Below are 19,362 nucleotides of genomic sequence, written 5' to 3' on the forward strand. Positions count from 1 at the left end.
TCACATGTCTCACGTCCAAGAAGCAGCAAAAACCGTCGAACTGCACCGCCCTGCGGCGCGCATCACCGTGCCGGAAGCGGCCACCTGGCCCGTCGCCGACGTGCTGGCCCTGTTCGACCTGCCATTCAATGACCTGATGTTCAAGGCCCAGCAAACCCACCGCATCAACTTCCCCGATGGCGACGTGGAACTGGCGACCCTGTTGTCGATCAAGACCGGCGGCTGCGAAGAAGACTGCGGCTACTGCCCGCAGGCGGCCCGCTACGACACGGGCGTGGAAGCGAAAAAAATCCTCGACATCGACACGGTGCTCGACGCGGCGCGCCAGGCGAAAGCCAATGGCGCCACGCGCTTCTGCATGGGCGCCGCCTGGCGCAGCCCGAAAGAGCGCGACATGGAAAAAGTCGAAGAGATGGTGACCAAGGTAAAAGCGCTGGGCCTGGAAACCTGCGCTACTTTGGGCATGCTGGAAGAGGGGCAAGCGGACCGCCTGAAAAACGCGGGCCTGGACTTCTACAACCATAACCTCGATACGGCGCCCGAGTTCTACGACAACGTCATCTCCACGCGCGAATACCAGGACCGTCTGGACACTTTGGGCCGCGTGCGCGAAGCAGGCTTGAAAGTGTGCTGCGGCGGCATCGTCGGCATGGGAGAAACGCGCTTGCAACGCGCGGGCCTGATCGCCCAACTGGCCAATTTGAATCCGTATCCGGAATCGGTGCCCGTCAATCACCTGGTGCAGGTGGAAGGCACGCCTTTGTTCGGCCTGGAAGCGCTCGATCCATTTGAATTCGTGCGCACGATCGCCGTCGCCCGCATCACCATGCCGAAGGCGCGCGTGCGTTTGTCGGCGGGCCGCCGCCAGATGGGCGAAGCCGTGCAAGCCATGTGCTTCCTGGCTGGCGCCAACTCCATCTTCTACGGCGACAAGCTGCTCACCACCGACAACCCGGAAGCGGAAGACGACCGCGTCTTGCTCGGCAAACTGGGCTTGCAGACGCGCGGCGCCATGCTGGACTCGGTGCAGAAAGAGAAGTGCGGCTGCTGATGACAGCCTTGTCGGGTTACGCCGTGCCGGCTAACCCGACCTACGAATACCGCCTCACCAATGCGTAGGTCGGCTTAGCGCAAAGCGCGTAAGCCGACACGCCAGCACACAACGTCCATGACAAGAGACAGCTGCCACTTTTTGAGAGAATAGAGAGAGACCATGTTCACTAAAATCCTGATCGCCAACCGCGGCGAAATCGCTTGCCGTGTCGCCGCCACCGCGCGCCGCATGGGCATCCAGACCGTCGCCGTGTATTCGGAGGCGGACGCCAACGCCAAGCACGTCGCCGTGTGCGACGAAGCCGTCCTGATCGGCCCCGCGCCGGCCAAGGAAAGCTATCTGTGCGGCGACAAGATCATCGCCGTGGCGCTGGCCACTGGTGCGCAGGCGATCCACCCCGGCTATGGCTTCCTGTCAGAAAACGCCGACTTCGCCGACGCCTGCCATGCTGCAGGCCTGGTCTTCATCGGCCCGCCGGCGTCCGCCATGCGCGCCATGGGCTCCAAATCGGCCGCCAAGTCGCTGATGGAAAAGGCCAACGTGCCGCTGGTGCCCGGCTACCACGGCGAGAATCAGGATGCGGACTTTTTGCACACGCAAGCCGACAAGATCGGCTACCCCGTGCTGCTGAAGGCGTCCGCTGGCGGCGGCGGCAAGGGCATGCGCGTCATCGAGCATTCCGCCGACTTCAAGGCCGCACTGGCCTCGTGCAAGCGCGAAGCGATCAGCTCTTTCGGCGACGACAAGGTGCTGGCCGAAAAATACCTGTCGCGTCCGCGGCATATCGAAATCCAGGTGTTCGCCGACACGCTCGGCAACTGCATCTACCTGTTCGAACGCGACTGCTCGGTGCAGCGCCGCCACCAGAAGGTGCTGGAAGAAGCACCGGCACCAGGCATGCCGGCGGAGCGCCGCGCGGCCATGGGCGAGGCGGCCGTCGCCGCCGCCAAGGCCGTCGGCTATGTGGGCGCGGGCACGGTGGAATTCATCGCCAACCAGGATGGCTCGTTCTACTTCATGGAGATGAACACGCGCCTGCAGGTTGAGCATCCGGTAACGGAAATGATCACCGGCACCGACCTGGTGGAATGGCAGTTGCGTGTCGCCTTTGGCGAGCCACTGCCGAAAAAACAAAGCGAACTGACGATCCACGGCCACGCCATCGAGGCGCGCATCTATGCGGAAAATCCGGAAAAAGGCTTCCTGCCGTCGATCGGCACCTTGCGCCACATGCAGTCGCCATCGGCCGTCACGTTCGAGCTCGGTGGCACGGTCGTTCCGGCCGCCGTGCGCATCGATTCGGGCGTGCGCGAGGGCGACGCCATCTCTCCGTTCTACGACCCGATGATCGCCAAGCTGATCGTCTGGGGCGCGGACCGCCGCGAAGCGCTGGCGCGCATGGCGCAGGCGCTGTCGGAATACCAGATCGTCGGACTGGCCAGCAATATCGCCTTCCTGAAGCGTCTGGTCGAAGGCCAGGCATTTGCCAGCGCCGACCTCGACACGGGTCTGATCGAGCGCAATCAGGCGTCGCTGTTCCCCGCCCTGCAGGCGGCGCCCGACACGGCCCTGGCGCTGGCGTCCGTCGCCCTGCTGCTGGAAGAAAAAACCGCGGCCGAGGCGCAGTCGGCCAACCGCGCCGACCCGTGGGGCAATGCCCTGGGCTGGCGCTTGAACAGCACCCTGGGACGCAGCCTGGCGTTTGCCGACGAATTCATCCTGGCCGGTGAGGGCAAAGCCTATGCCGCGCGCATCGCCTATAAAACCGATGGCTGGCTGTTCAACGGCCAGCCCCTCACCCTGACGGCGCGCACAGGCAACGAGCTGCACATCAAGCTGGGCGAACGTGCCGTACACGGCACGGTGCTGCGCGACGGCGAGCAGTTCCACGTGTTTACCAGCGGCTTGCACCACACCCTGCATTACAGCGACCCGATGGCGCATGCGGGTGAAGTGGAAGCGGAAGGCGGACGCCTGACGGCACCGATGCCGGGCAAGGTCGTCGCCGTGCTGGTCAACAAAGGCCAGGACGTCAAGAAGGGCGAGCCTTTGGTCATCATGGAAGCGATGAAGATGGAGCACACGATCGCCGCGCCGCATGACGGCCTGGTGGAAGACGTGCTGTATGCGGTCGGCGACCAGGTGGCCGATGGCGCGCCGCTGCTGGCCTTCAAGGCCGCCGCATAGAGGTAAGCACATGCGCATCCTGTTACAACGCGCGGACGGCAAGCAAGCGGCGTGGATCGCCGATTTCAAGGACTTGCTGCCCGAAGCCGAGATTGTCTTCTGGCGCGAAGGCGAAGCGGTTGAACCATGCGATTACGCCGTCGTATGGCAGCCGCCCGCCGCCATGCTGCCGGAACTGGGCTGCGTGAAAGCCATCTTCAACACGGGTGCCGGCGTCGACGCGCTGTTGAAATTTGGCGACGCGCTGCCCGTCCACGTGCCGCTGGTGCGCCTGGACGATGCGGGCATGGGCGTGCAGATGGCCGAATACGTGAGCCACGCCGTGCTGCACCACTTCCGCCGTTTCGACGATTACGAGGCGCAGGGCCGCGCCGGCATCTGGCAGCCGTTGCCCGCCTTCGACAAGATGGATTTCCCCGTCGGCGTGCTGGGCATGGGCGTGCTGGGCACGCGCGTGCTGCAAGCGCTGGCGCAGTTCGAATTCCCGCTGCGCGGCTGGAGCCGCAGCCAGAAGCACATCGATGGCGTAGCGTGCTTTGCGGGCGAGGAGGGGCTCGATGCATTCTTGCGCGGCACGCGCGTGCTGGTGTGCATGCTGCCGCTCACGCCGGAGACGCACAACCTGCTTGACCGCACGCGCCTGTCGATGCTGCTGCCGGGCGCCTACGTCATCAACGTGGCGCGCGGCGCGCATCTCGCCGAACCGGATTTGCTGACCCTGATCCGCTCCGGGCATATCGCCGGGGCGACGCTGGACGTGTTCCGCAACGAGCCGCTGCCGCAGCAGCACCCGTTCTGGCAAGAACCCCGTATCACCATCACGCCGCATATTTCGGCGGCCACCCTGCGCCGCGAAAGCGTGGCGCAAATCGCCGCCAAGATACGCCGCCTGCACGCCGGAGACTCTGTCGCCGGCATCGTCAACCGTTTGCAAGGATATTGAGATGAGCAATCAACCGCATTTGCCCAAGCAGGTCAAGATCGTCGAAGTGGGTCCGCGCGACGGCCTGCAAAACGAAAAGGACACCATCAGCGCCGCCGTCAAGATCGAACTGGTCGACCGATTGACGCAGGCGGGCTTCGCCAATATCGAGGCGGCGTCCTTCGTCTCGCCGAAATGGGTGCCGCAGATGGCCACCAGCGCGGAAGTGATGGAAAAGATCGCACGCCGCCCAGGCACGATGTATTCGGCGCTGACGCCGAACATGCAGGGGTTTGAGGCGGCGCTGGCGGCGAAGGCCGATGAAGTGGTGATCTTCGGCTCCGCCTCCGAGGCCTTCTCGCAAAAGAACATCAACTGCTCGATCGCCGAATCGATCGCCCGCTTCGAAGGCGTGGCGAAGGCGGCCAAGGAACACGGCCTGCGCCTGCGCGGCAGCATCAGCTGCGCCTTCGGCTGCCCCTACCAGGGAGAAGTGCCGCTCGACGCCGTGGCCGACGTGGTGGGCCGCATGCGCGACCTCGGTTGCGACGAGATCGACATCGCCGACACCATCGGCGTGGCCACGCCGCGCAAGACGCAGGCGGTGATGCAGCGCGCGATTGCCGCCTTCCATGTGCAAGGCCTGTCCGGCCACTTCCACGACACCTACGGCCAGGCGCTGGCGAACATCTACGCCAGCCTGGAAACGGGCATCGCGATCTATCACTCGTCCGTCTCGGGCCTGGGCGGCTGCCCCTACGCCAAGGGCGCCACCGGCAACGTGGCCACCGAGGACGTGCTGTACATGATGCAGGGACTGGGGATAGACACCGGCATCGACCTGGACCTGGTGGTGGACGCGGGGCAATTCATTGCGCAGCAGCTGGGACGCAAGGGGACTAGCCGGGCGGGCAACGCCATCGCGGCGAAACGCGCCGCTGTTTGAGGTAGGTCGGATTAGCGCGCAAGCGCGTAATCCGACGCCACCAGGGACATGGCCAACAATGTTGTCGGGTTACGCGCTACGCGCTAACCCGACCTACCCGACCGGCGTGAACCGTACAGACGAAAAAAAACCCAAGAGTCGAAACTCTTGGGTTTTTTTCTACAAATTTGGTCGGAGTACAAGGATTCGAACCTTGGACCCCCTGGTCCCAAACCAGGTGCGCTACCGGGCTGCGCCACACTCCGAAGACCAAGATAATACAGGCCGTATCGACTTCGGTCAAGGGTCAGGTGAAACTCTATGTAAATTATTTACGCGCGGCACTTGAAGCCATGTATTTTTCAAAACGATTGAAGTATGCGACACTCGGTTTGCAAGTTTTCCCGATCAGACATGAAGGCGACGACGGCAATGGATTTCAGTATTGAAAGAAACGGCGGAAGCGGCGGTGGCCAGCCTATGCCGAACCGCCGCGGCATCGCGCTGGGCCTCGCCGTATCCTTGCTGCTGCATGGCGCCTTGATCACTCTGTGGCGCCATGTGCAGCCGACCGTGCCGCAGGACACGGCGTCGCGCGTGGAGTCGATCGCCGTGTGGATACGTCCGCTGGCCGCCAAGCCGCCTCCGCCGCCTGTCGAGGTCATCAAGCCGAAGCGCGAAGCAAAACCGGTCAGCAAGCCGAAACTCGCCACTGCCCGGGAAACGCCAGCGGCGGCCTCGGCGCCAGCGGCCAGCCCGCAAGCCATCACGGTGGTGCCGGCCTCACCGGCCACGCCAGCGGTCAGTGCCGATACCTTCAGGCAAGAAACCCCGGAGACGCCAAAGTTCGACATGGAAGCGGCCAGGAAGACGGCGCGCAAGATGGCCGGCGAACGCGACCCGTCCAAGGTAGGCACGGCCGTGGGGCAAATCCCCGACAAGCCGCTGCAAACGGAAACCCAGCTGGCGCGTGATATCGCGCAAGGCAAGCGCGGCGACTGCCGCACCGCCTATGCAGGCGCAGGCTTGCTGGCGCCCGTGCTGATGTTGCTCGACAAGAAGGATAGCGGCTGCAAGTGGTGATAATTTAACAACAAACCCACTGGGTATGCCTGATAAACTATTCCTGCCCCTTCAACTGCAACGCCCGTTCATACAGGGCGTTTTTCTTGCGCCCCGTGATTTGCGCCGTCAGATTGGCCGCCTGCTTGACGCTGCATTCGGCCAATAGAATGTTCAGGATGCGTTCCGCTTCCACGTCTTCCGCGTCCTGCGCCTCCGTCGCGCCCTCCAGCAGCACGACGAATTCTCCCTTTTCGCGGTGCGCGTCGGCACGGATCCAGCTTTCCGCTTCGGACAGGGGGCAGCGGTGGATTTCTTCGAACATTTTCGTCAGTTCGCGCGCGAACACCACCTGGCGCGTGGGCTCGAACGCTTCCACCAGGGCCGTGGCGCAATCGAGGATGCGGTGCGGCGCTTCATAAAACACCATCGTCGCCGTCACGCCGCGCAGGCTGTGCAGCATGTTTTCGCGCTGCTTGGCCTTCGCCGGCAGGAAGCCGACAAAGTAAAACTGGTCATTCAACAAGCCGCTGGCGGAGATGGCCGTGATCGCCGCCGACGGACCGGGCAGGGGCAGCACGCGCAAGCCGGCCGCGCGCACGGCGTCGACGATGCGCGCGCCCGGGTCGGACACGGCGGGCGTGCCCGCGTCCGCGACGAGGGCGATACGCTCGCCGGCATGCAGGCGGGCGATCAGCGTCTGCGCCACTTCGCGTTCGTTATGTTGATGCGCCGCAATTAACGGCTTGTTCAGGCCAAAGCGCGTCAGCAGGTGCGCCGTGTTGCGCGTATCTTCACAGGCGACGGCGTCGGCAATGCTCAGCAAATGCAGCGCGCGCAGACTGATATCGGTCACATTGCCGATCGGCGTGGCCACTATATACAATGTTGCGATAGGATAGACCTGGTGCGCCGCCTCTGTCATGATGGGCAGGCTGGCGATGGAACTGATTTCTTGTACGGTCATTTTGGAGGTTAAATGCTTGCTAATAGTGTGAAGTTACTGCTTGTTTGTGCCGCGACCGGCATGCTGAGCGCTTGCAGCACGCCTTGCGACGCGCCCGGGCAATTGTGCGCGCCTATTGAATCTAACACAAGGGCGCTGCCGCCACCGACGCCGCTGCCGCCGCCCGTGCCGCCCAAGCCGCCCGCGCCCGAACCGGTGACGTTTGCCGTGGCCGTGCCCGATATTACCGCGTACGACGGCAACGGCGCGCCGCTGGCGCCCATCACCACCAAACCGGCGACCGGCACGCCACTCGACATGCCGGCCGCCACGGCGCCGGCGCCGTCCGACGGCAAGGTCCACCACATCGGCCTGCTGCTGCCGCTGCGCTCGGCTTCGCTGGGCCCGGCCGCCGAACTGCTGCGCGCCGGCTTCATGGCCGCATACGAGCGCGACCGCAGCGGCTTCGAAGTGACGGTGATCGACACGGGCGACGGCAGCAGCGACGTGCTGAACAAGTTTGCGCAAGCACAGGAGGAACAGGACGTCGTCGTAGGTCCTTTGTCGCGCTCGGCCGTGACGGCCGTGGCGAACAGCGACCTGGTACGTAAACCGACGATCGCCCTGAACCACCCGGACAACCGCGGCGAAGCGCGCCTGCCGGCCAAGCTGCTGGTGATGGGCCTGTCGATCGAGGCGGAAGCGCGCCAGGTCGCCGCCTGGGCCGCCAGCGAACAGCCGGGCGCCAGCGCGCTGATCCTGTCGGCCGGTTCGGCCTCGCAGCGCCGCATCAGCGCCGCCTTCAAGCAGGAATGGCTGCGCCAGGGCGGCAAAGTCGATGTGATGGACTTGACCGCCACGAATGGCTACCTGAGCGATGCGGAACTGGTGCAGCTGCGCGCGCGCCTGGCCGCGACGCCGCCGGGCCTGCTGTTCGCCGCGCTTGACGCCGACCAGGCGCGCCAGCTGCGCGTGGCCATCGGCAGCGATCTGCCCCTGTATGGCACCTCATCCTTGAATCCCGGTGCCGGGCGCGGCGCCAGCGGCCCCGAGCTCGACGGCGCGCGCCTGCTGGACTTGCCATGGCAAGTCCAGCGCGACCATCCGCAAGTGATGGTGTATCCGCAGCCGCCGCAGGCGGGCGACGTCCGCCTGACGCCCGACATGGAACGCCTGTATGCGCTAGGCATCGATGCCTTCCGCGTGGCGCGCGAAGTGGCGTTGCGCCCGAACGCGCCGTTCACGCTCGATGGCGTGACGGGCCGTCTGGCCGTGCGCTTTGACGATGATCAAAGCGTGTTCGAACGCACGGAACAAGCCGCCACTTACCAGCAGGGCGTGCTGGGCACCTGGCCACCGGCCGCGCCGGCCACGCCACCGGTACAGTAAGGACATGCGCCATGCCGCCCTTCGCTTTCTGGAACAAACGGGAACGGGGACGGCAGGGAGAAGACGATGCGCTCGCGTATCTGCTGCTGCAAGGCCTGGTGCTGCTGCAACGCAATTATCTGTGCAAGGGCGGCGAGCTGGACCTGATCATGCGCGATGGCGCCTGCATCGTTTTCGTCGAAGTGCGGCTACGCAGCAGTGCAGCCTGCGGCGGCGCCCTGGCCAGCATCACGCCGGCCAAGCAGCGGCGCATGGTGGTGGCCGCGCAAACCTGGCTGCAGGGGCAAAAGGCCTTGCCGCCGTGCCGCTTCGATGCGCTGGCCATCGATGGCGGGCACATCAGCTGGCTGCGGAACATCCTCGATATGTAAGCATTTTTAACAGTGCTTGTTCGCCATGCCGCGCGCCTGCACTATAATCGGCAGACTATGAATAATCAACGCATCCTCTCGCACTTCCACGAAAGTGCCGAACTCAAGATCCAGGCCGCTACCGTGCTGGCGCCACCCATTGCACAGGCGATCGACCTGATGTTTTATGCATTGTCCAACGGCAACAAGATCCTCGCCTGCGGCAACGGCGGTTCCGCCGCCGATTGCCAGCATTTCGCGGCCGAGCTGGTGGGACGCTTCGAACGCGAGCGCTTTCCGCTGCCGGCCCTGGCGCTGACGACGGACACCTCGATCCTGACGGCCGTGGCGAATGACTACAGCTACCGCGAGATTTTCTCGAAGCAGGTGCAGGCCTTCGGCCAGGCCGGCGACATCCTGCTAGCCATCTCCACGTCGGGCAATTCGGCCAACGTGCTGGCCGCCGTGGAAGCGGCGCTCGAGCGCGAAATGCGCGTCGTGGCGCTGACGGGCAAGGATGGCGGCGCCATCGGCAAGATACTGACGGACGCCGACGTGCATATCTGCGTGCCGGCCGAGCGCACGGCGCGCATCCAGGAAGTCCATCTGACCACCATACATTGCATCTGCGACGGCATCGACGTCGCGCTATTCGGAGGAGACGTGAATGACTAAATTCGGTACTGGCCCAGGCTGGAAACGCGTACAACGCCCATTGGCTACCGCATTGCTGTGCGGCGCCATGCTCACCTCGCTCACCGGCTGCATCGAACTGATGGTCGGCGGCGCAGTGATGGGCGGCGTTGCCGCAGCGGACCGCCGCACCCTGGGCGCGCAGACCGAAGACAAGTCGATCGCCCTGAAAGGCGAGTCGCGCATCCCCTCCATCGTCGGCGACGTGGGCCATGTGAATGTCACCAGCTTCAACCGCCGCGTCCTGCTGACGGGCGAAGTGCGCGATGAGGCGATGAAAAATGCCGTCGAACGCGAAGTGCGCAATATCGAGGGCGTGGAATCGGTGGCCAATGAACTGATCATCGCCGGCCCGGCCAGCTACACCTCGCGCTCGAACGACGCGCTGCTCACGGCCAAGGTCAAGGCCAGCCTGGTCGACATGAAAACCATCTCGGCAGCCTCGTTCAAGGTCGTCACGGAAAACGGCACCGTCTTCCTGATGGGCCGCGTTACCCAGCGCGAAGGCACGGTCGCGGCCGACGTGGCGCGCGGCGTGGGCGGCGTGCAGAAAGTGGTCAAGCTGTTCGACTACATTTCGGAAGCGGAATTGAAACAATTGCAGCCCGACCCGCCGCAGCAGCGCACGACGAACACGGTCAGCGATACGGTCCAGCAATAAGATCCTCCCCCATCCGGCCTACGGCGCCTGAGTGATGATGCGACTATAATGGCCGCATCGTTGCTCTACATTAGTGAAACTTTGCCATGTCAACTTCGCCCTCCGCAAGCAAGTCCTGGATCAAGCCAGCCCTGATCGCCGTCTTCGTGGCGGGCGTGGCGGCAGCCGGCTATCTGTCGCTGAATGACAAGCAAAGCGCGCCGGACGTGACCTTCCACGGCATCCATGGCGAGAAAATCACCTCAAACAGCCTGCGCGGCAAGGTGGTGATGGTCAATTTCTGGGCCACCTCGTGCACCACCTGCGTGGCAGAAATGCCGGAGATGGTCGACACCTACAACAAGTACAAGGGGCAGGGCCTGGAATTCGTGGCCGTGGCCATGAAATACGATCCGGCCAACTACGTGCTCAATTTCGCCGAAACGCGCCAGCTGCCGTTCAAGGTGGCGCTCGACGTGACGGGCGAGGCGGCCAAGGCCTATGGCGACGTGGCCCTCACGCCCACCACCTTCGTGCTCGACAAGCAGGGCAAGATCCTCAAGCGCTACGTGGGCAAGCCCGAGTTTGCCGAACTGCATAAACTCCTGGAAAAGGCCATCGCCGGCTGATTCAGTCCCCAGCACCGCACAAAACCCTGTTGCCAGGTGTTGCCAAGCTGTTATAACCTTCCCTTGCGTGATCCCAATCCCCTTGTGAAGGCCAGCCGTGTCCCTCGCCGCTCAATCGCTCGACCCGCAACAACTGAAAACCTGGCTGCTCGCCGCCGGCAACAAGGACGCCACCGCGTTCCGTCAGCTATATAACTCCACCTCATCGAAACTGTTTGGCTTCGCGCTGCGTATATTGCATAAGCAAGAGCTCGCTGAAGAAGCCTTGCAAGAGGGTTTCGTCGCCATCTGGAACAACGCCGCCACTTACCAGAGCCATCTGGCCGCGCCGATGACCTGGATGGCCACCATCGTGCGCAACAAGGCGTTCGATGTGCTGCGGCGCAGCGACGATACCGTGGAAATCGATGCCGACCAGTTTGATAGCGAAGTCATGAATGCACTGCGAGACCCCCAGGCCACGCCGATCGAATCGCTGCAACTGAGCGGTGACGCCAAGGCGCTGGCGTTTTGCATGTCGGCCCTGGAAGGGCTGCACCGGCAGGTGGTGGCCCTGGCGTTCTATCACGACCTGTCGCACAGCGAAGTGGCGCAGCAGATGTCGCTGCCGATCGGCACCGTGAAGACCTGGATACGCCGCAGCCTGGAACGGCTGCGCACGTGCCTGGCGAAACGGGAGGCAGCATGAATATCCGCGGCAATGACAGCCTGCGCCAGAAACTGGCGTCCGAATACGTGCTGGGCACCTTGAAAGGGGGCGCGCGGCGGCGTTTCGAAGGCTGGCTGCACAACGATGCCGATCTGCGCAATATCACGGCCGAATGGCGCCAGCGTTTGGAACCGATGGCGGAATTTGCCACGCCCATGGCGCCGCCCAAGCGCGTGTGGCAGCAGATCGAGCAGCGATTGCACCTGAAGCCGCAGGGCCGCTGGTCGCCATGGCGCGATGCGCTGTCGTTCTGGCGTGGTCTGGGCATGGCCTCGAGCGCCATCGCCGCCTTGCTGGTGATCGTCGTGGCCACGCGCATGCTGGACGCGCCGCAGATCAGCTATGTCGCCAGCCTGACGGACGAGAAAGCGCAAACGGCCCTGCTGCTGACGGCCGACAGCCGCCACGGCGCCCTCGAAGTGCGCATGGTGGGCAACGCGCCCGTGCCAAGTGATAAGGATCTGGAACTGTGGGCCGTGCCGAAGAGCGGCAACCCGCGCTCCTTGGGCTTGCTGGCCGACAAGGGCAACGTGACGCTGGCCCTGTCGCAGCGCGCCATCGGCAACGACGTGGCCCTGCTGGCCGTCACCCTGGAGCCGAAAGGCGGTTCGCCGAATCCGAACGGACCGACGGGACCGGTTTTGTATAAAGGTAACTGGGTAAAAATGTAAGCTTATTTGGGATACAGAATCATCTGCGTGCAGCGGAACAGGGCGATCGTCTTGCCCGTTTCCTTGCTTTTCACCACGGCATCCCACACTTGCGTGTTGCGGCCCTTGTGCTCGACCTTGGCCGTGCACGTGAGCGTGCCTTCGCGGGCCGTGCCCAGGTGGTTCGATTTGAGCTCGATGGTGGTGAAGTTGTTCGCGCCCTCGGGCAGGTTGACGATGCAGCCATAGCCGGACGCCGTGTCGGCCAGGGTCACCACGCTGCCCGCGTGCAAATAGCCGTTCGGCGCCAGCAAATGCGGCAGCACGGGCAATTCCGCCGTCAGCTGGCCATCGCCCACTGCCGTGATGACGATGCCCAGGTGGCCGGGCAGGCGGCCTGTGCCGCGTTCATTCAACATTGCTACGGTGATGTCGGGATGGCTCATGCTGGTCCTTGTGCGGGTGAATCCGGGCAATGGCTACGCCGGAAAATACTATGATGATAGCAACTTTCCCCGCAGCGGTTTGGCGGCCGCTTATTTCCGGCCGCGCCGCCGTTTCCACCACACCAAACTGCCCGTCAGCAGGAACAGCAAGGGCATCAGGCCGAAGGCCGTGATGAAGGCGCGCCCGGCCACGCCGAAGGCCTGCCCCGAATGCAGGGGGAATTGCCAGCCCAGGAAAACATCGCCGGCCGGCGCCCGCAAGGGATCGCGTATGCGCAGGGGCAAGCCGCTGCGCGCGTCCAGGGTGATGCGCGTGGCGCCGTCGCCGTGGGCGATCTCGCCGGGCTGGCGCACGCGCACGTCATACGGCTGGTCCTTCTTGGCCGGCAGCACGATGCGCGACACGCGCGCCTGCGGATACAGCCGCTGCGCGGCGGCCATGGCCTGGCCCGCGTCTAGCAGGGCGCCATCCTGCGCCACATTGTTCAATTTTGCCGTGTCCGGCACCGCCGATACCAGCGCCACCAGCGGCACGATCAATTGCGGCAAATTGAAATAGATGCCGGAAAAGGCGAGCACGGCCAGCACGGGCGCGGCAAAGAAGCCCGCCGCCTTGTGCAAGGTGTAATGAAAACGCGGCCAGGAACCGCCATGCGACACAGTCAGCGCACGCTTGATCGCCGTCCACTGCAGGCGCGGCCACCACAAATAGATGCCGGTGAGCGCCATCAGCAGCAGGGCCACGCCGGAAATCCCCGTAATGGTCTTGCCCGCGTCGCCCGTCAGCAGGTAGCGGTGCAAATGAAACATGCCCGACATCAGCAGCGGGCGAGAAAGGCCAAAGCGTCCCCAGTCGCGCTCGCCTTTGACTTGCAGGGTATAGGGGTCGACCATCACTTGGCGCACGATGGCCTGGCTGAAGACGGAAGGCTTGCCGGCCTGACGGTATGACGCCACGTACACGTCGCGCGCATCGGCGGGCGGATTAAGCTGGCTCGGCTTGCCGTAGGCGGGGTCGGCCGCAAGAGTGTCCACCACCGCCTGCAGCGTGCGCGGCGTCACCTGGAAGGCCTGGCCAGGCGCGGGCGTGCTCGCCTGCAGCAAATTAGGATTCAGATACGCATCGATCTCCGGCAGCCAGGCGATGGCGGAGCCCGTCAAGCCCAGCAGGACGAACAGGGCGCCGAACCACAGCCCCGCATACAGATGCAGTTTGCTGAGCAAGCACTTGATCGAGCATTGGGACATGGAAACTTTGGGGAAATTTTGGGCTGCGGAACGATAGCATGAAAGCCGCGCAGTGAAAATCATGCGCTTCAAGAAAGGGGAAAACCAGACAACACGCTCATGGCAAGGCCGGATTCGGGTAAAAGCGAGCGTTTCGGCACCATCGTCGAGCGCATCGGCATCGCGGGTACAGCTTGCACGGCATACACTTTCCCCTATACTTATCGAAAGGAAAATGATGACTACCTCCCGCTTCCTCGCCGTCACGCTGGGCCTGGCTCTGCATTTGGGCGCCCACGCCGCCGATTTCACCCTCACCAGCGCCGACATCGCCCCTGGCCAGACCCTGGCAAGCACGCAAGTGTTCCAGGGCTTCGGCTGCACGGGCGGCAACCTGGCGCCGCAATTGTCGTGGAGCAATGCCCCGGCCGGCACCAAAAGCTATGCCATCACCGTGTACGACCCCGACGCGCCCACGGGCAGCGGCTGGTGGCACTGGAGCGTGTTCAATATCCCAACCAACACCACGTCCCTGGCTGCGGGAACGACCACGTCCACTTTGCCCACCGGCGCCATGCAAGGACGCAACGATTTCGGCGACAGCGCCTACGGCGGCGCCTGCCCACCACCCGGCGACAAGGCGCACCGCTATCAGATCACCGTCTGGGCCTTGGGCGTGGACAAGCTGCCGCTGGACCAGCACGCCAGCGGCGCGATGCTCGGTTACATGCTCAACGCCAATGCGCTGGGCAAGGCACAGCTGACGGGATTGTATGGCAGATGAGATGGAGGCGGTGGCCCTGAGCGAGCTGCGCATCGCGCATGGCACCATCGAGGCGCGCCGCGCGCAAACCCTGCGCCGCGTGCCCGTCTTCCAGAGCGCCCTGTGCCGCGTGCGGCACGGAACCAAACTGCTGGAATGGGGCGCGCGCCAGGTGCGCGCCACCACCAGCGATGTGGTGCTGATGCCGGCGGGACAGGAACTGGGCGTGGCCAACCTGCCCGGCACGCAAGGCTACCGGGCCGAAGTGCTGAGTTTTTCACCAGCCCTGATCGCCCGTTTCCGCGCGCGCCATGGCGGCCTCGTCGATACCCAGCTGCGCCAGGCCACCACGGCCAGCCTGTGCGTGCCGCTCGACGTGCACGCGGCGCTGGCCTGGGACCAGCTGACGGCCAGCCTGGCGGGTCGCACACCGCCCGCGCTGCTGGCGCACCAGGCCGAAGGCTTGCTGCTGGCCCTGGCATTGGGCGGCCATTGCGGCCCATTGTTGCTGGACCGCCGCGATCCGCTGGCCGCGCGCGTGCAACAAGTGCTGTTGCTGGACCCGGGCGCTGACTGGAGCGTGGCCAAGGTGGCTGCCCAACTGCATCTGGGCGCGTCCACCCTGCGCCGCCAGCTGGCCCTGGAACAACGGCATTTCCGCACCATCCTGGAAGACGTGCGCCTGGGACTGGCCTTGCAGGAATTGCAATCGGGCATCTTGCCCATCGGCGACATCGCGGCCGCCTGCGGCTACGCCTCGCCATCGCGCTTCGCGGCCCGTTTCCGCCAGCACTACGGCCTGTCGCCGCGCGAGCTGCGCGCCACCCTGTAAGCGCGCTCTGGCGCAAATCACGCAACAAGCGCTGACAGCGGGGCGATTTTCTTGCTACTATGCGCCCATGTCTTCCCGCCAGCCATCCCGCAAGCCTACCCCGGCGTCCGCCCTTGCGCGCACGCCGTGGCAGCTGTGCGTGGCCCTGTTCAGTGCGCTGGCCCTCGTGTTCCTGCTGTCGACGGCCGCTTCGCACCTGCACAAGACGACGCTCGACGCGGAAGAGTGCGCGCTGTGCGCCACCGTCATCGACAAGGTGGCCGATCTCGCCGTGCCGCCGGCCATCACCGAGCCGCCCGCCCAGTTATTGCCATACCGCTTGCTGGCCATCGCACCCGCCACCCTGGCGCCCATCGCCGCTCGCATTCTGCCGCCCGTACGCGGCCCGCCTGCCGCCTCGCTGTAGTTCCCACGCCGTTTTCCCTTTTTCAGGCTGCCCCGCCGCGCGCCGCGTCCTCCGTATGCGCGCCGGGCCGCCTGGCGTTGACTATTTTCGAGGTTTATCATGCAACACACTCCACGCCTGAGCGCGCTGTCGCTCGCCCTTGCCAGTCTGTTTACCGCTTCCGCGCATGCCGCCGAAGCCACCGCTGCGACGGACGCCGCGCCACAAGAAATGCAAAAAGTGGAAGTCACCTCCGCCCATTTGAAAAGCGCGCGCATCGAGCTGTCGCCCAAAGTCGGCACCACCATCTACAGCATCGACAGCCACATGGTCGACATGCTGGGCCAGGGCGACAACACGCCCTTCAATGAAGTGCTGCTGCGCCTGCCGGGCGTGTCGCAGGATTCGAAGGGCTCGGGCGCCCTGCACGTGCGCGACGACCATGCCAACGTGCAATATCGCATCAATGGCGTGCAGCTGCCGGAAAGCATCAGCGGCTTCGGCCAGTCGATCGACACGCGCCTGATCGACAAGACGGATTTCATGACGGGCGCCTTGCCGGCCCAGTTCGGCCTGCGCACGGCCGGCATCGTCGACATCGAAACGAAGGAGGGCGGCTTGACGCCGGGCGGGCGCATCGGCGTCATGGTCGGCAGCCACGACCATGTGGAGCCCAGTGCCGAATTTTTCGGCAGCGTCGGCAAGTTCAATTACTACCTGTCCGGCAGCTACCTGGGCAACGCCCTGGGCGTGGAAAACCCGCAGGATACGCGCAGCGCCCTGCACGACAAGACGCGCCAGAACAAATCGTTCGGCAGCCTGTCATATTTCCTCGATGACAATACCCGTCTGGGCGCCATGTTCGGCACCTATAACGGCCGCTTCCAGATCCCGAACAATCCGGACCAGGCGCCGGCCTTCTCGCTGGCCGGCCACAGCGATGCGCAGGCGGGCACGTCCACCTTGCCGTCGTCGCAGCTGAATGAAAACCAGCGCGAGGTGAACCGCTTCCTCGTGTTGTCGCTGCAAAAGAGCCTGGGCGACCTCAATTATCAGGTGTCGGCCTTCCACCAGTATTCGGAACTGCACTTCACGCCCGACGCCATCGGCGACCTGATCTACAACGGCGTGGCTTCCGACTCGCGCCGCGCCAACAACGCTTCCGGCGCGCAATTCGACATCAGCTACAAGCTGCACCAGGACCACACCGTGCGCGCGGGCCTGGCCTACACGCGCCAGAAGACGACGAGCGACAACACGGTGGCCGTCTTCCCGAGCATGGACGGCGCGCAAAGCGCTACCACGCCGATCAGCATTGCCGACAACAGCGGCAAGACGGGCACCCTGGCCAGTGTGTACCTGCAGGATGAGTGGCATATCAGCAAACCCTTGACCCTGAATTACGGCGCCCGCTTCGACAAGGTTGCGGCCTACACGAGCGAGCAGCAATGGAGCCCGCGCGTGAATCTGGCGTATCAACTGGCGCCGGGCACGGCCCTGCACGCCGGCTATTCGCGCTACTTCACGCCGCCGCCGCAGGAACTGGCGGCGCAAGCCAGCATCGACCTGTACGCCAACACGACGAATGCGCCGGAAATCGGCCAGTCCGACAACGTCAAGGCCGAACGCACGCACTACTATGACGTGGGCATCAGCCACCAGGTGAGTTCAAAACTGACCGTGACGGCCGATGTGTACTATAAAAAGATCAACAACCTGCTGGACGAAGGCCAGTTCGGCCAGGCATTGATTTTGACGCCATTCAACTATGCGGATGGCTACGCCAAGGGCCTGGAATTGTCCGCCATCTACAGCGAGAAAAACTGGGGCCTGTTCCTCAACGCCAGCACGCAAAAGGCCCAGGGACGCAACATCAATTCGGGCCAGGCCCTGTTTGGCGCCGATGAGTTGAACACCATCCGCTCCCACTATGTCTACCTCGATCATGACCAGAAATACACGCTGTCAGGTGGCGGCCATTATCACTTCGGCGATTCGAAAGTGAGCGCTGACTTCCTGTACGGCAGCGGCCTGCGCATGACGCCGGACGGCGGCGCACCCAATTCCGGCCACTTGCCCAGTTACTTCACCGTCAACACGGCGCTCACGCACACGTGGAAAAACACGCCCGTGGGCAAGGTGGAAGGACGCCTGGCCCTGGTCAACCTGTTCGACAAGTCGTACTTGCTGCGCGACGGTTCCGGCGTGGGCGTGGGGGCGCCGCAGTATGGCGCCCGCCGCAGCATCTATGCAGGCCTGTCCACCAGTTTTTAACACCTGACAGTACCTACTGCGCGGCGTGGGGCGCGGCCTCCGATGCTCACTGTGCTAAAGCACAGCTGCGCTTCTCGGCCACGCCGCACATCCGCTCGCTACGGTTCTGTCCAGCTGTTGTAAGTCGCGCGAAGACAGCGGCAGGGTGCAACGCCTGCCGCTGTCGGTTGCCGTCAGGAATCAGCCATCGCCCCAGGCGACGGGCGTCTGGCCATGCGCCTGCAAATACGCGTTGGCCTGGCTGAACGGCTTACTGCCAAAGAAACCTTTGCTGGCCGACAAGGGAGATGGGTGCGGCGCCGCCAGCACCAGGTGCTGGCCGCGATTGATCAGGCTGCGCTTGGCTTGCGCATAGCCGCCCCACAGGAGGAACACGAGGTGCTCACGCTCGGCGGACAGGTGGGCAATCGCGCTATCCGTCAGCTTTTCCCAGCCCTTGGCCGCGTGCGAGCCGGCCGCCCCGGCGCGCACCGTCAGCACGCTGTTGAGCAAAAACACGCCTTGCCGCGCCCAGTCGGACAAATCCGTGCGCGTGCGCTCGACGCCCATGTCCGTGGCTAATTCCTTGAAAATGTTTTGCAAGCTCGGCTGCGCGGGATGGCCTTCCGGCACGGAAAAGCACAAGCCCATGGCCGCGCCGGGCGTGTGATACGGATCTTGCCCCAGGATCACGACCTTCACCTGCTCGAACGGCGTCAGATCGAACGCGCGAAAAATGGTTTTACCGGGAGGACAACACGGCCCCGCCGCATATTCCGCCTTGACGAAGGTCGTCAGGCGTTCCCAGTAGGGCTGGGCGAATTCCCCTTCCAGCCGCGCCTTCCACGATGCGTCGATGCGTACGTCCATGCGTCACCTCATAGCCGATTCGTCCACCATGCTTTTTCAGCATGCCAGTATAGGACGCTCAGCCGCATGAAGTGGACACGATACGAACAGGCAAAAAAAAGCCACCGGCGTGAGCAGGTGGCTTTGATGTGGCGCAAGGTTACTTAGAGCGTATCCCAGTAGATGAATACATCCCCTGCTGGCGCCCCTCAGAAGCGGGGACTGCGTTGATCGTCGTCGCGTGGCTCGCCACGCGTCCTCCTCACGCCTTGTCCGCGCTCCTGATGCGCTGCCAGCAGAAGACGCTCCCTACTGGGATAGGCTCTTAGAAACACCCCTTTAAAGGTGTGTCGTCACAGATGAGATAAAAAACTGCACTCTTTGTAGCAAACATCATCTAACTGGGACAGGAGGACACTGCCATGATGATGAATGCTGTGGTATCGCACTG

General features: G+C 64.0%; 20 protein-coding genes and 1 tRNA gene. 16 read left to right on the plus strand and 5 right to left on the minus strand.

The features are described from left to right. The first annotated feature begins 4 nt into the window (after positions 1 to 4). The 4 genes from bioB to ACP7DW_RS28055 all read left to right on the plus strand — a co-directional run bounded on the left by bioB (position 5) and on the right by ACP7DW_RS28055 (position 5,109). Positions 5 to 1,051 (plus strand): biotin synthase BioB, encoded by a 1,047-nt coding sequence (gene bioB / locus ACP7DW_RS28040; protein WP_141171161.1) that lies wholly within the window; start codon positions 5 to 7, stop codon positions 1,049 to 1,051. Positions 1,052 to 1,213: 162 nt separating this feature from the next. After that, positions 1,214 to 3,241 (plus strand): acetyl/propionyl/methylcrotonyl-CoA carboxylase subunit alpha, encoded by a 2,028-nt coding sequence (locus ACP7DW_RS28045; RefSeq protein ID WP_426057679.1) that lies wholly within the window; start codon positions 1,214 to 1,216, stop codon positions 3,239 to 3,241. Between the two features lie 10 nt (positions 3,242 to 3,251). After that, positions 3,252 to 4,184: a 2-hydroxyacid dehydrogenase gene (locus ACP7DW_RS28050; protein WP_426057678.1), complete on the plus strand. Its 933-nt coding sequence runs from the start codon at positions 3,252 to 3,254 to the stop codon at positions 4,182 to 4,184. A gap of 1 nt (position 4,185) precedes the next feature. After that, on the plus strand, positions 4,186 to 5,109 hold the full coding sequence (locus ACP7DW_RS28055) for a hydroxymethylglutaryl-CoA lyase (RefSeq protein WP_426057677.1): 924 nt from the start codon (positions 4,186 to 4,188) through the stop codon (positions 5,107 to 5,109). A 168-nt stretch (positions 5,110 to 5,277) separates the two neighbouring features. On the opposite strand, the gene ACP7DW_RS28060 is transcribed toward ACP7DW_RS28055, so the two are convergent. Further along, positions 5,278 to 5,354 (minus strand) — tRNA-Pro (locus tag ACP7DW_RS28060). Positions 5,355 to 5,568: 214 nt separating this feature from the next. Here ACP7DW_RS28060 and ACP7DW_RS28065 point away from each other — a divergent pair. Further along, on the plus strand, positions 5,569 to 6,171 hold the full coding sequence (locus ACP7DW_RS28065; RefSeq protein WP_426057676.1) for a hypothetical protein: 603 nt from the start codon (positions 5,569 to 5,571) through the stop codon (positions 6,169 to 6,171). 37 nt (positions 6,172 to 6,208) lie between these two features. On the opposite strand, the gene rsmI is transcribed toward ACP7DW_RS28065, so the two are convergent. Further along, the gene (gene rsmI, locus ACP7DW_RS28070; protein WP_426057675.1) at positions 6,209 to 7,117 is read right to left on the minus strand and encodes a 16S rRNA (cytidine(1402)-2'-O)-methyltransferase; all 909 of its coding nucleotides are present in this window, start codon (positions 7,115 to 7,117) and stop codon (positions 6,209 to 6,211) included. A 60-nt stretch (positions 7,118 to 7,177) separates the two neighbouring features. On the opposite strand from rsmI, the gene ACP7DW_RS28075 reads away from it, so the two are divergent. From ACP7DW_RS28075 to ACP7DW_RS28105, 7 genes are all read left to right on the plus strand, one after another. Continuing rightward, positions 7,178 to 8,485 (plus strand): penicillin-binding protein activator, encoded by a 1,308-nt coding sequence (locus ACP7DW_RS28075; protein WP_426085183.1) that lies wholly within the window; start codon positions 7,178 to 7,180, stop codon positions 8,483 to 8,485. A gap of 11 nt (positions 8,486 to 8,496) precedes the next feature. Then, entirely contained in the window at positions 8,497 to 8,856 is a 360-nt protein-coding gene (locus ACP7DW_RS28080) for a YraN family protein (protein ID WP_298409539.1), read from the plus strand. 57 nt (positions 8,857 to 8,913) lie between these two features. Beyond that, positions 8,914 to 9,510, plus strand: coding sequence for a phosphoheptose isomerase (locus ACP7DW_RS28085; RefSeq protein ID WP_298409541.1), 597 nt, complete (start codon positions 8,914 to 8,916; stop codon positions 9,508 to 9,510). Beyond that, positions 9,503 to 10,189, plus strand: a complete 687-nt coding sequence (locus tag ACP7DW_RS28090) for a BON domain-containing protein (RefSeq protein WP_426057673.1) — start codon at positions 9,503 to 9,505, stop codon at positions 10,187 to 10,189. Before ACP7DW_RS28085 ends, ACP7DW_RS28090 begins: the two co-directional genes overlap by 8 nt. A gap of 86 nt (positions 10,190 to 10,275) precedes the next feature. Beyond that, positions 10,276 to 10,797, plus strand: a complete 522-nt coding sequence (locus tag ACP7DW_RS28095; protein ID WP_071080117.1) for a peroxiredoxin family protein — start codon at positions 10,276 to 10,278, stop codon at positions 10,795 to 10,797. A gap of 97 nt (positions 10,798 to 10,894) precedes the next feature. Further along, positions 10,895 to 11,485, plus strand: coding sequence for a sigma-70 family RNA polymerase sigma factor (locus ACP7DW_RS28100; protein ID WP_426057672.1), 591 nt, complete (start codon positions 10,895 to 10,897; stop codon positions 11,483 to 11,485). After that, complete coding sequence (locus ACP7DW_RS28105) at positions 11,482 to 12,177, plus strand: anti-sigma factor (protein ID WP_426057671.1); 696 nt, start codon at positions 11,482 to 11,484, stop codon at positions 12,175 to 12,177. The genes ACP7DW_RS28100 and ACP7DW_RS28105 overlap by 4 nt, the downstream gene beginning before the upstream one ends. A gap of 2 nt (positions 12,178 to 12,179) precedes the next feature. Here the strand turns inward: ACP7DW_RS28105 and ACP7DW_RS28110 are convergent, their stop codons facing one another. Together ACP7DW_RS28110 and ACP7DW_RS28115 are read right to left on the minus strand one after the other, a co-directional pair. After that, positions 12,180 to 12,602 carry a PaaI family thioesterase gene (locus ACP7DW_RS28110; RefSeq protein ID WP_426057670.1) on the minus strand — a complete coding sequence of 141 codons (423 nt, stop codon included), beginning with the start codon at positions 12,600 to 12,602 and terminating at the stop codon, positions 12,180 to 12,182. 90 nt (positions 12,603 to 12,692) lie between these two features. Continuing rightward, the gene (locus tag ACP7DW_RS28115) at positions 12,693 to 13,850 is read right to left on the minus strand and encodes a PepSY-associated TM helix domain-containing protein (protein WP_426085182.1); all 1,158 of its coding nucleotides are present in this window, start codon (positions 13,848 to 13,850) and stop codon (positions 12,693 to 12,695) included. A 217-nt stretch (positions 13,851 to 14,067) separates the two neighbouring features. Here ACP7DW_RS28115 and ACP7DW_RS28120 point away from each other — a divergent pair, with 217 nt between their 5' ends. The 4 genes from ACP7DW_RS28120 (at position 14,068) to ACP7DW_RS28135 (ending at position 18,083) form a co-directional block, all read left to right on the plus strand. After that, entirely contained in the window at positions 14,068 to 14,613 is a 546-nt protein-coding gene (locus ACP7DW_RS28120) for a YbhB/YbcL family Raf kinase inhibitor-like protein (protein WP_426057694.1), read from the plus strand. Further along, positions 14,603 to 15,424: a helix-turn-helix transcriptional regulator gene (locus tag ACP7DW_RS28125; RefSeq protein WP_426057668.1), complete on the plus strand. Its 822-nt coding sequence runs from the start codon at positions 14,603 to 14,605 to the stop codon at positions 15,422 to 15,424. Before ACP7DW_RS28120 ends, ACP7DW_RS28125 begins: the two co-directional genes overlap by 11 nt. 67 nt (positions 15,425 to 15,491) lie before the next feature. Further along, positions 15,492 to 15,830: a hypothetical protein gene (locus ACP7DW_RS28130; RefSeq protein WP_426057667.1), complete on the plus strand. Its 339-nt coding sequence runs from the start codon at positions 15,492 to 15,494 to the stop codon at positions 15,828 to 15,830. A gap of 99 nt (positions 15,831 to 15,929) precedes the next feature. After that, positions 15,930 to 18,083 carry a TonB-dependent receptor gene (locus ACP7DW_RS28135; RefSeq protein ID WP_426057666.1) on the plus strand — a complete coding sequence of 718 codons (2,154 nt, stop codon included), beginning with the start codon at positions 15,930 to 15,932 and terminating at the stop codon, positions 18,081 to 18,083. Between the two features lie 180 nt (positions 18,084 to 18,263). Here ACP7DW_RS28135 and ACP7DW_RS28140 read toward each other — a convergent pair whose 3' ends face one another. Next, positions 18,264 to 18,932 carry a uracil-DNA glycosylase gene (locus ACP7DW_RS28140; RefSeq protein ID WP_426057665.1) on the minus strand — a complete coding sequence of 223 codons (669 nt, stop codon included), beginning with the start codon at positions 18,930 to 18,932 and terminating at the stop codon, positions 18,264 to 18,266. Positions 18,933 to 19,362 lie beyond the last annotated feature (430 nt).

This window comes from Janthinobacterium sp. PSRC1-1 (assembly GCF_049897525.1).
GTDB lineage: Bacteria > Pseudomonadota > Gammaproteobacteria > Burkholderiales > Burkholderiaceae_D > Janthinobacterium > Janthinobacterium tructae.

Coding starts and splice junctions, on each gene's coding strand:
- bioB (WP_141171161.1), top strand. CDS start 5: ATGTCTCACGTCCAAGAAGCAGCAAAAACCGTCGAACTGCACCGCCCT.
- ACP7DW_RS28045 (WP_426057679.1), top strand. CDS start 1,214: ATGTTCACTAAAATCCTGATCGCCAACCGCGGCGAAATCGCTTGCCGT.
- ACP7DW_RS28050 (WP_426057678.1), top strand. CDS start 3,252: ATGCGCATCCTGTTACAACGCGCGGACGGCAAGCAAGCGGCGTGGATC.
- ACP7DW_RS28055 (WP_426057677.1), top strand. CDS start 4,186: ATGAGCAATCAACCGCATTTGCCCAAGCAGGTCAAGATCGTCGAAGTG.
- ACP7DW_RS28065 (WP_426057676.1), top strand. CDS start 5,569: ATGCCGAACCGCCGCGGCATCGCGCTGGGCCTCGCCGTATCCTTGCTG.
- rsmI (WP_426057675.1), bottom strand. CDS start 7,117: ATGACCGTACAAGAAATCAGTTCCATCGCCAGCCTGCCCATCATGACA.
- ACP7DW_RS28075 (WP_426085183.1), top strand. CDS start 7,178: ATGCTGAGCGCTTGCAGCACGCCTTGCGACGCGCCCGGGCAATTGTGC.
- ACP7DW_RS28080 (WP_298409539.1), top strand. CDS start 8,497: ATGCCGCCCTTCGCTTTCTGGAACAAACGGGAACGGGGACGGCAGGGA.
- ACP7DW_RS28085 (WP_298409541.1), top strand. CDS start 8,914: ATGAATAATCAACGCATCCTCTCGCACTTCCACGAAAGTGCCGAACTC.
- ACP7DW_RS28090 (WP_426057673.1), top strand. CDS start 9,503: ATGACTAAATTCGGTACTGGCCCAGGCTGGAAACGCGTACAACGCCCA.
- ACP7DW_RS28095 (WP_071080117.1), top strand. CDS start 10,276: ATGTCAACTTCGCCCTCCGCAAGCAAGTCCTGGATCAAGCCAGCCCTG.
- ACP7DW_RS28105 (WP_426057671.1), top strand. CDS start 11,482: ATGAATATCCGCGGCAATGACAGCCTGCGCCAGAAACTGGCGTCCGAA.
- ACP7DW_RS28110 (WP_426057670.1), bottom strand. CDS start 12,602: ATGAGCCATCCCGACATCACCGTAGCAATGTTGAATGAACGCGGCACA.
- ACP7DW_RS28115 (WP_426085182.1), bottom strand. CDS start 13,850: ATGTCCCAATGCTCGATCAAGTGCTTGCTCAGCAAACTGCATCTGTAT.
- ACP7DW_RS28120 (WP_426057694.1), top strand. CDS start 14,068: ATGACTACCTCCCGCTTCCTCGCCGTCACGCTGGGCCTGGCTCTGCAT.
- ACP7DW_RS28125 (WP_426057668.1), top strand. CDS start 14,603: ATGGCAGATGAGATGGAGGCGGTGGCCCTGAGCGAGCTGCGCATCGCG.
- ACP7DW_RS28130 (WP_426057667.1), top strand. CDS start 15,492: ATGTCTTCCCGCCAGCCATCCCGCAAGCCTACCCCGGCGTCCGCCCTT.
- ACP7DW_RS28135 (WP_426057666.1), top strand. CDS start 15,930: ATGCAACACACTCCACGCCTGAGCGCGCTGTCGCTCGCCCTTGCCAGT.
- ACP7DW_RS28140 (WP_426057665.1), bottom strand. CDS start 18,932: ATGGACGTACGCATCGACGCATCGTGGAAGGCGCGGCTGGAAGGGGAA.